The sequence below is a fragment of the Gemmatimonadota bacterium genome (genome assembly GCA_026705765.1).
Classification (GTDB): domain Bacteria; phylum Latescibacterota; class UBA2968; order UBA2968; family UBA2968; genus VXRD01.
The window spans coordinates 1-7,071 of record JAPPAB010000032.1; the positions used below are offsets into that span (position 1 = coordinate 1).

The 7,071-nt window shown below is 53.0% G+C and carries 8 protein-coding genes; all 8 read right to left on the reverse strand.

Annotated features, from left to right (window positions below; all coding sequences use genetic code 11):
* The coding region (locus tag OXH16_04175) for a phosphoglycerate dehydrogenase (protein MCY3680568.1) at positions 1-609 on the reverse strand (609 nt) is incomplete at its 3' end.
* A gap of 6 nt (positions 610-615) precedes the next feature.
* Positions 616-1,716 carry an alanine racemase gene (locus OXH16_04180; protein ID MCY3680569.1) on the reverse strand — a complete coding sequence of 367 codons (1,101 nt, stop codon included), beginning with the start codon at positions 1,714-1,716 and terminating at the stop codon, positions 616-618.
* Positions 1,709-2,296, reverse strand: coding sequence for a ribosome biogenesis GTP-binding protein YihA/YsxC (gene yihA, locus OXH16_04185; protein ID MCY3680570.1), 588 nt, complete (start codon positions 2,294-2,296; stop codon positions 1,709-1,711). Before yihA ends, OXH16_04180 begins: the two co-directional genes overlap by 8 nt.
* 76 nt (positions 2,297-2,372) lie before the next feature.
* Positions 2,373-3,620, reverse strand: coding sequence for an ATP-dependent Clp protease ATP-binding subunit ClpX (gene clpX, locus OXH16_04190; GenBank protein MCY3680571.1), 1,248 nt, complete (start codon positions 3,618-3,620; stop codon positions 2,373-2,375).
* 13 nt (positions 3,621-3,633) lie between these two features.
* Entirely contained in the window at positions 3,634-4,263 is a 630-nt protein-coding gene (locus OXH16_04195; protein MCY3680572.1) for an ATP-dependent Clp protease proteolytic subunit, read from the reverse strand.
* A gap of 29 nt (positions 4,264-4,292) precedes the next feature.
* Positions 4,293-5,621: a trigger factor gene (gene tig / locus OXH16_04200; protein ID MCY3680573.1), complete on the reverse strand. Its 1,329-nt coding sequence runs from the start codon at positions 5,619-5,621 to the stop codon at positions 4,293-4,295.
* Positions 5,622-5,729: 108 nt separating this feature from the next.
* Positions 5,730-6,452, reverse strand: a complete 723-nt coding sequence (locus OXH16_04205) for a pyridoxine 5'-phosphate synthase (GenBank protein MCY3680574.1) — start codon at positions 6,450-6,452, stop codon at positions 5,730-5,732.
* A gap of 12 nt (positions 6,453-6,464) precedes the next feature.
* Complete coding sequence (pdxH, locus tag OXH16_04210; protein MCY3680575.1) at positions 6,465-7,016, reverse strand: pyridoxamine 5'-phosphate oxidase; 552 nt, start codon at positions 7,014-7,016, stop codon at positions 6,465-6,467.
* Positions 7,017-7,071: the final 55 nt, after the last annotated feature.

The window sequence follows — 7,071 nt, forward strand, 5'->3', positions numbered from 1 at the left end:
AAGTCGTCCGGGTATAAGAGGCTGAGCCCCATGGCGAAGCGGCTGAGGCGCATGATGCTGTATATGCAACAGCCGCGCCAGATCATCCGACAAAAAAGGATCGGCACCCAACAATGTCATACCAAATGCATGCGCGCGCCGCGCCACCTGCTGACCAACGCGCCCCACGCCAATAATACCCAGAGTTTTGCCGTATAATTCAACACCCGTGTACTTGCCCCGCTCCCATTCCCCAGCCTTAAGCGAAGCCGTCGCCTGGGGGATATTGCGAGACAGCGCCATCATCATCGCCATCGCGTACTCGGCAGCAGAAATCGTATTGCCACCCGGTGCATTCATCACCACAATCCCCCGCTCAGTCGCGGCATCCACATCAATATTATCCACCCCGGCACCTGCCCGACCAATCGCGCGAAGATCCACACCCGCCTCAATCACCCGTTGCGTAATCCGCGTTGCACTGCGCACAATCAGCCCGGCATAATCGCCGATAATCTCACACAATGCATCTTCAGACAGCCCCGTATGTACATCGACTTCTATATCTGAAGAAGCAAAAACATTCTGCCAGCCATCAGCCAGTGAATCGGCAATCAGAACCTTTTCCATTTTCACTCAATGCCCTCTCGCATCCACGGCCCAGGTCTCCACAAACATCCCGTCTTCATCAATCACACATACCTCATCCCACAAATTCACAGTCGTACATACATGGCGCGGCACCAGATAAAACTGATCGCCCACACGCGGTCGCGGCGTGCCCTCCGGCAATTGCAACAACTGGTGCTCCTCATTGCGCCGCACAAACGCAATATCATCTGGCAACCCCAACGCTCGAAAATGGGGCACAGGCGTATCGGGCGCAACCGACTTGCTACCCGCATCCAGTGTAACGAGATCTGCGCGGGTCGTACTGATCACACTGGACAAAACCAGTGCTGCCCACTCAAAGGGACTCTGTAACTTATCACTATACCCGATATCCCAAAAAATCCACGTCCCCGGCGAAACCTCATCCACCCCATCCACCCGTTGCGTATGCTCAAAACCCGGCGACCCCGAAGCCACCAATTTCTCGACCTCAATGCCGGACCGTTCTATCAGACACCGGGTCTCAACAGCCCGCGCAATCGACTCAAACGCCGTCTTTTGACGCATATCCCCATCGAAATCAGCCACATGCCCATCATACACATGCAAACCCGCAAAACACAACCCCGACGACTGTGCAATCTGCTGAGCCAGAGCCAGCGAAGGCGCACCGGGCAATGCCCCCGTGCGATCCATCCCCGTATTGACATCCACCATAACGCCCAGAATCACACCCGCCGATGTACAGGCATCGGACAACGCCTGAATCGCGTCCCCATCATCCGCAATCACTTTCAAATCGACACCGGGATACAACCGCTTCAAATCCACCACGCGCCCAATATTTGCCCCCACGATATGATAAGAAATCAACACATCGGTCGCACCAATCGCGGCGAGCATCGCCGCCTCTTTGGGCGTTGCACACTTAAACTTATCAATCCCCTCATCCATCTCCATACGCGCAATCTGCGACATCTTATGCGTCTTAATATGCGGACGCAAACGCGCATACCCGCCCATCATATCTCCAATCGCGCGAATATTATGCGCCACCGCCGCCTTGTAAACCAGCAGCGCAGGCGTGGGAATCTCCTCGGCATTCTTTACCCGATAGTCAAACATTCAGCACCTCTCCAATCCATCGCCAAACCGCATCCTTGCCGCGCCCCGTCGTCGCGGAAAACGGCACAAGGCTAAAATCGCCGTGCAAAGCGAGCATCCGACGGGTTTGATCCAATCGGCTTTTGAGCTTATGACCCGACAACTTATCCGCCTTGGTAGCAACCACCACAAACGGCTTGTTGCCGTGCACCAGCCAGTCAATCATCTGCAAATCATCCCGGCTCGGATCGTGCCTCGCATCGATCAACTGAACAAAACCTCTGATTGCAGACCGATCCTGCACATACCCCTCAATCAACTGCCCCCACGTCTGGCGCTCTTGCAAACTGCGCTTTGCATAGCCATAACCGGGCAAATCGACAAAATAATACGCGTGATTTACGCGATAAAAATTCAGCGTCCGCGTCTTGCCGGGCGTGCTACTCGTCTTCGCCAAATTTTTCCGATTGAACAGCCGATTGAGCAACGACGACTTGCCCACATTGGAACGCCCCGCAAATGCAATCTCGGCCATCCCATCGCGAGGCAACTGCCTCAAAAAGCCAACACTCGTAACAAATTCGGCAGAATGGAATTGCATGACCGCCCTTTCACACAAACGAAAACCGGGGTCCAATTCGGCCCCGGTTCCCCATCTGTGGGAAATATCTATCTTTTTAAGCGCGTTTTTGTGTGGATTCGAGAACCTCAATACGCGGCTTGTTGCGGTTTTGAACCATATCGCAGGTCACCGTGACCTCGGTTATATTCTCACTGGAGGGTATATCGTACATCAAATCCGTCATAACCGTCTCGAGAACCGACCGCAACCCGCGCGCGCCTGTACCCTTATCCTGCGTAATGCGAACAACCTCACGCAACGCGTCATCCTCAAAGGTCAGTTCAACCCCATCGAGTTCGAACAACTTTTGATATTGCTTCGTAATTGCATTTTGCGGCTCCGTCAAAATCTGCAACAGAGCGGCCTCGTCCAGATCGCCCAACGCGCACATCACGGGCATGCGCCCAACCAGTTCTGGAATCAAACCGTATTTGATCAAATCTTCTGGCTCGGCATGCTGGAAAATCTCACCGGTACTTTGCTCATCCAAATCGTTCGAATCAGCTCCAAAACCAATGGTCTTCTTGCCAATGCGGGTGCTAATAACGCTTTCCAAACCATCAAATGCACCGCCACAGATAAACAGAATATTCTTTGTATTGAGCTGAATCAGGGGTTGTTCGGGATGCTTGCGCCCCCCCTTGGGCGGAATACTCGCCACCGTACCTTCCAGAATCTTCAACAAAGCCTGCTGAACACCTTCTCCAGACACATCGCGCGTAATAGATGGATTCGCCGACTTTCGAGAAATTTTATCGACCTCGTCCAAATACAAAATACCCATCTCTGCCTGCGCCACATCGTAATCCGCCGCCTGAAGCAAACGCACCAGAATATTCTCAACATCTTCCCCAACATACCCCGCCTCGGTCAAAATAGTGGCATCGGCAATCGAAAATGGAACCTGTAAAATACGCGCCAGCGTCTGCGCCAAAAGCGTCTTGCCAGTACCCGTGGGTCCCATAAGCAAAATATTGCTCTTATCGAGTTCGACGTCATCCGCAGACTGATTGGACCGAATGCGCTTGTAATGATTATACACCGCAACCGAAAGAACGCGCTTGGCCCGCTCCTGGCCAATCACATAATCGTCGAGACGATCCTTAATCTCCTGCGGCTTGGGCAACCCTTTGTGAAGCGTCACGGGCTTTTTGAGATCGTCCTCTCGCAAAACCTCATTGCACAGCTTGATACACTCGCTACAAATATTCACGCTCGGACCGGTAACGATCTTATCGACCTGATCGGCACTCTTGCCACAAAAAGAACAGCGAATTTCTGTTCTGGAAGTTCGTCTTTTCATAACGCCCCACTCCTCATAACAAGGCTTCGTCGATATCGGGGTTGGGATCTTGATCGGGAATGAGCACTTCGTCAATCAAACCATACTCCTGTGCCTCATCAGCCGACATAAAGAAATCGCGATCTGCATCCTTTTCTATGCGCTCAATAGGCTGACCTGTACAATCGGATAAAATGGCGTTCAACCGATCGCGATATTGCAAAATCTCTTCGGCGTGGCGTTCGATATCCGAAGCCTGACCGCCTGCACCGCCAATGGGTTGATGCAGCAAAATGCGCGAATTGGGCAATGCGCGGCGCTGCCCCTTCGTTCCCCCTGCAAGAAGCACGGCACCCAGTGAAAAAGCCTGCCCCACACAAACCGTCTCAATATCGTTGGGCACGTACTGCATCGTATCGTAAATCGCCAGACCCGCCGTAATACTACCACCGGGAGAATTGATATACAGCCGAATCGGCTTCTCGGGTGTTTCAGATGTGCAAAACAACATCTGAGCAATCACCAGATTGGCAATCGTATCGTTAATCGGCGTACCAATAAAAATAATATTATCGCGCAACAGCCGCGAAAAAATGTCATACGCGCGCTCGCCACGCCCTGTCTGTTCGAGAACTGTAGGAACCAGAGCCACATCAAACCCCATTTTGTTATTTAAATGTAAAACCTATTCGCCTATTCGCCTTCAACTTCCTCAACATCTTCGACATCTGCATTATCGATGAGAAAATCAAACGTCTTCTGCGTTTTAATCTCCGACTCAATCTGATCGAGCTGTTCGGTTCGGCTCAAAATCTGACGCAGCCGCGGCCCTTCAATATTGTGCCGTTGCGACATCTCTTCGAGATGCTTGTCCAGATCGTCATCCGTCACCTCGATATTTTCCTGATCGGCAACAGCATCCATCAACAAAAAGCGTTTGACACCGCGCTCGGCTTGATCGCGCCCCTCCTCGCGAATCGCATCTTCGTCAATTCCTTGATCGTGACCCGCTTGCTCCCGCTTGTATGACTCAATCATACCATCGAGATAGTTTTCGACCATGCTATCGGGAACCTCAAAAGGATTCTCCTCGATCAGCGCATCCATCAAATTCTCCTCAACGCGCTGGCGAATCACCTGCTCGTACTGCGTCTGCATCTCATTCCGAATTTGCGTCTTGAGTTCGTCCAACGTCTCCACACCGCCGACATCCTGAGCCAATGCATCATCCAATTCGGGCAACTCGCGCTCGCGTATTTCTTTTGCCGTCACGCGAAACATCACGGTCTCTTCTCTGGGTTCTTCGTCGTGATCCCCCTGCTCATGATCATCGTGATCAGGGTCGTGCTCATCCTGAACGGGCCGCGTAATTGTAACCTCACGGGCCTCACCAGCCGAAATACCCATCAATTGCTCTGCCAGTTCAGTCGGCTTATCGTCTTCCGTCTTAAACAGCCGAATCGATTGATCTTCTGACCTGTGATCGGCCACGGGACTGCCGCCCTCATCGAGTTCTTCGACATCGGCAAAAACCACATCGTCGAGATCAGCAGCGCGCTCCACGACCTGCTCGGTCGCACTCTCCTCTTGCATATACCGCAGCCGACCTTCAACGTGCTCGTCTTCAACTGCAAACACGGGCCGCGTCACCTTCAGCCCCTTATAGGTCTCCACGGTTATCTCTGGACGGACATCGACAGAAGCCTTGAACACCAGAGGCTGTCCCTCTTCAAAATTGATATCGTCAATACTCGCCTGGGAAACGGGTTGAATACCCTCGGCCTCGCTCGCCTCCCGGTAAAACTCCTCAACCATCTCCTGGACAACCTCGCCCTGGATGGCCGGCCCAAATTGCCGTTTGATAACGCTCAGGGGAATTTTACCCTTGCGAAAACCCGGCAAATTAAGGGTCTTGCTATACTTCCTGTAAGCATCATTGAGACGCTTATCCACATCCTCAGCCGGAGCTTCAATCTCCAATGTCCGACGCCACGTCCCCGACTCGGTAACCTGCACATTCATCGCGTTGGATAATCCTTTCTTAGTAATACTTCACTCACTAACTGGCCCAACGAGCAATAATAAACAAATGAAAACGCTTTGTCAATGGCGTTGGGGATGATGTGCACCTCACCCATACCCCAACACCTTCAAATACGCCTTCACCGTATTCTCCAGTCCCATAAAAACAGTATCTGCGATCAGTGCGTGACCAATAGACACTTCGAGAATCCCGGGAATCGTCACAAACTCACCCAAATTATCGAGATTGAGATCGTGCCCCGCATTAACCCCCAGCCCGGCATCTTGCGCTGCGCGAGCCGAAGCCGCGTACTGCCGAAAAACAGGACCCACATCGCCCCCGTCATAAGCAGAAGCATAAGACTCCGTATAAAGCTCCACGCGATCCGCACCCAGATCCTTTGCCAGAACCATATCTTCCGGCACCGGATCCATAAACAGAGAAACCCGAATACCCAGCCCCTTCAACTCCGCAATAATCGGCACAAGCCGCTCGCCATCCCGCCTCAAATCCCAACCGTGATCCGACGTACTTTGATCCGGTTCATCCGGCACCAGCGTACACTGGTCTGGCACCACATCCCGCACCATATCCATAAAATCGGGAAAGGGATTGCCCTCAATATTGTACTCCACCCCCGAAATCATTTCTTTCAACTCATAAACATCCGTCCTGCGAATATGTCGCTCGTCGGGCCGGGGATGCACCGTAATCCCATGCGCCCCTGCATCAATACACACCTGCGCCGCCCTCGTCACACTGGGAAAAGTAAGCGGACGGCTATTCCGCAGCAGCGCCACCCGATTCAAATTCACACTGAGTTTGGTCATTCCCATCCTCCTCTACGGTGCCAGCAAAGTGCGTTTCCACGCGCCATCACCTTGCCGAACATACAAAAACCGATCGTGCAACCGATCATCCCTATTCACCCAAAATTCAAACTGATCGGGAACCACCCGATAGCCCCCCCAAAAATCCGGCAACGGCAAATCGTCGCCCGGATATTTTCGATCCAACTCTGCCACGCGACCTTCCAAAAACGCCCGATCGGGAATCGCCTCACTTTGAGGTGACGCCCACGCACTCAAGCGACTACCCCGAGGACGCGAATCAAAATACGCCCTGGACACCTCATCCGAAACAGCCTCAACCCTACCCTCAATACGCACCTGCCTGACCAGCGACTTCCAGTGAAACAGCAAAGCGGCTCTGGGATTCTCCGCCAACTCATCGGCCTTGCGACTCTCCAGATTTGTAAAAAACACAAACCCCTCTTGATCGCACTGCTTCACCAGCACCATACGCACCGAAGGCTTTCCATCGCGCGTCGCCGTCGCCAGAGCCACGGCCTCGGGCAGTGTCGGCTCCGAAGCCCTCGCCTCTTCAAACCACATACGCGGGCGCCGGTGAATCACCGGCGCCCGCGGAAGATCAGGGCAGCAGCCTGGG

Coding starts and splice junctions, on each gene's coding strand:
- OXH16_04195 (MCY3680572.1), bottom strand. CDS start 4,263: ATGGGGTTTGATGTGGCTCTGGTTCCTACAGTTCTCGAACAGACAGGG.
- yihA (MCY3680570.1), bottom strand. CDS start 2,296: ATGCAATTCCATTCTGCCGAATTTGTTACGAGTGTTGGCTTTTTGAGG.
- OXH16_04180 (MCY3680569.1), bottom strand. CDS start 1,716: ATGTTTGACTATCGGGTAAAGAATGCCGAGGAGATTCCCACGCCTGCG.
- OXH16_04205 (MCY3680574.1), bottom strand. CDS start 6,452: ATGACCAAACTCAGTGTGAATTTGAATCGGGTGGCGCTGCTGCGGAAT.
- tig (MCY3680573.1), bottom strand. CDS start 5,621: ATGAATGTGCAGGTTACCGAGTCGGGGACGTGGCGTCGGACATTGGAG.
- clpX (MCY3680571.1), bottom strand. CDS start 3,620: ATGAAAAGACGAACTTCCAGAACAGAAATTCGCTGTTCTTTTTGTGGC.
- pdxH (MCY3680575.1), bottom strand. CDS start 7,016: ATGTGGTTTGAAGAGGCGAGGGCTTCGGAGCCGACACTGCCCGAGGCC.